The following is a 2,228-nucleotide window of genomic DNA, read 5'->3' on the forward strand; positions in this document are numbered from 1 at the left end:
CGCCCGCCCCCGCCGCCGAGGCCCCCACGGAGGTCACCGTCGAGTTCACCGCCGGGGCGCCCTCCTCGACGGACGCCACTTCCGTCCCGGCCGCCGCCATCCCGCCCCGTCCCCGGCGCGGCGGCGGCAGCAGGGACGCGCTTCCCGCCACGGCCCTGGCGGACGGGGACCGGGGGCGGCTGCTCGCCGGTGAGCACCACGCGCCGCACGAGCTGCTGGGCGCGCACCCCGCACCGGGCGGGGTGGTCGTCCGGGTGCTCCGGCCCTTCGCCCGCGCGGTCACCGTGCTGGCCGAGGGGCTGCGGGCCGAGCTGCAGAGCGACGGCGACGGCCTCTTCTCCGGCGTCCTGCCGGTCCCGGCCGTCCCGGACGCGTACCGCCTGGTGATCACGTACGACGACAACGAGATCGAGGTGGACGACCCGTACCGCTTCCTGCCCGCCCTCGGCGAACTCGATCTGCACCTGATCGGCGAGGGCCGGCACGAGGAGCTGTGGAAGGCGCTCGGCGCCCGGCCGATGGAGCACCAGGGCGTCGCGGGCACCCGCTTCACGGTGTGGGCGCCCGACGCGCGCGGGGTGCGTATCGCGGGTGACTTCAACTACTGGGACGGCGCGGCCTTCCCCATGCGTTCGCTGGGCTCCACGGGCGTGTGGGAGCTCTTCCTCCCCGGCGTCGGCGAGGGCGCCCTCTACAAGTACGACATCTGCCGCCCTGACGGTACGCACACGCTGCGCGCCGACCCGATGGCCCGGCAGGCGGAGGTGCCGCCCGCGACCGCCTCGGTGGTCACCGCCTCGCACCACGTGTGGCAGGACGCGGACTGGATGGCGCACCGGGGTGACCGCCCGGTGCACGAGGCCCCGTTCTCCGTGTACGAGGTGCACCTGCCGTCCTGGCGTCCCGGTCTCGGCTACCGGCAGCTCGCCACCCAACTCCCGGCCTACGTACGCGAGCTGGGCTTCACCCATGTGGAGCTGATGCCCGTCGCCGAGCACCCCTTCGGCGGCTCGTGGGGCTACCAGGTCACCGGCTTCTACGCCCCGACGTCCCGGCTGGGCACCCCGGACGACTTCCGCTTCCTGGTCGACTCGCTGCACGCGGCGGGCATCGGCGTCCTGATGGACTGGGTGCCCGCGCACTTCCCGCGCGACGACTGGGCCCTCGCCGAGTTCGACGGGCGTCCGCTGTACGAGCACTCCGACCCGAGGCGGGCCGCTCACCCCGACTGGGGGACGCTGGAGTTCGACTACGGCCGCAAGGAGGTCCGCAACTTCCTGGTCGCCAACGCCACGTACTGGTGCGAGGAGTTCCACATCGACGGGCTGCGGGTCGACGCGGTGGCCTCGATGCTCTACCTCGACTACTCGCGCGAGGACGGCCAGTGGTCGCCGAACGAGTTCGGCGGGCGGGAGAACCTGGACGCGGTCGCCTTCCTCCAGGAGATGAACGCGACGGTCTACCGCCGCAATCCGGGTGTCGTCACGGTCGCGGAGGAGTCGACCGCCTGGGAGGGCGTCACCCGGGCGACGGACCAGGGGGGCCTGGGCTTCGGCCTGAAGTGGAACATGGGCTGGATGCACGACTCCCTGGTGTACATGTCCAAGGAGCCGGTCCACCGCAAGTACCACCACGACGAGATGACGTTCTCGATGGTGTACGCGTACAGCGAGAACTACGTCCTGCCGATCTCGCACGACGAGGTGGTGCACGGCAAGCAGGCGCTGGTCAGCAAGATGCCGGGCGACTGGTGGCAGCGCCGCGCCCACCATCGGGCCTACCTGGGCTTCATGTGGGCCCACCCGGGCAAGCAACTCCTCTTCATGGGCCAGGAGTTCGCCCAGGGCGCCGAGTGGTCCGAGGGCCACGGCCCGGACTGGTGGCTGCTGGACGAGACGTACGAGGCCTCCGGCGACCACCGGGGCGTGCGCACCCTGGTGAGCGACCTGAACGCGGTGTACAACGCGCTGCCCGCGCTCTGGCAGCGCGACACGGACCCGGGCGGCTTCTCCTGGATCGACGGCGGCGCGGCGGAGGACAACGCGTTCTCGTTCGTCCGGTACGACGTGGACGGCTCCCCGCTGATCGCGGTCTCGCACTTCTCCCCGGTGGTACGGCACGACTACCGCATCGGGGTCCCGGACGGCGCGGAGGCCTGGGTGGAGGTCATCAACACGGACGCGGCCCGCTACGGCGGCGGAGACGTCCGCAACGAGGAGCCGCTGAAG

At 72.2% G+C, this 2,228-nt stretch carries 1 protein-coding gene; it reads left to right on the forward strand.

The genetic code is table 11. The annotated features are described in order from the left end of the window. A partial coding sequence (gene glgB / locus IH13_RS0131575) for a 1,4-alpha-glucan branching enzyme (RefSeq protein WP_234433467.1) occupies positions 1-2,228 on the forward strand: 2,228 nt, incomplete at both ends.

It is taken from the genome of Streptomyces sp. NRRL WC-3549 (genome assembly GCF_000721935.1).
Classification (GTDB): Bacteria; Actinomycetota; Actinomycetes; order Streptomycetales; family Streptomycetaceae; genus Streptomyces.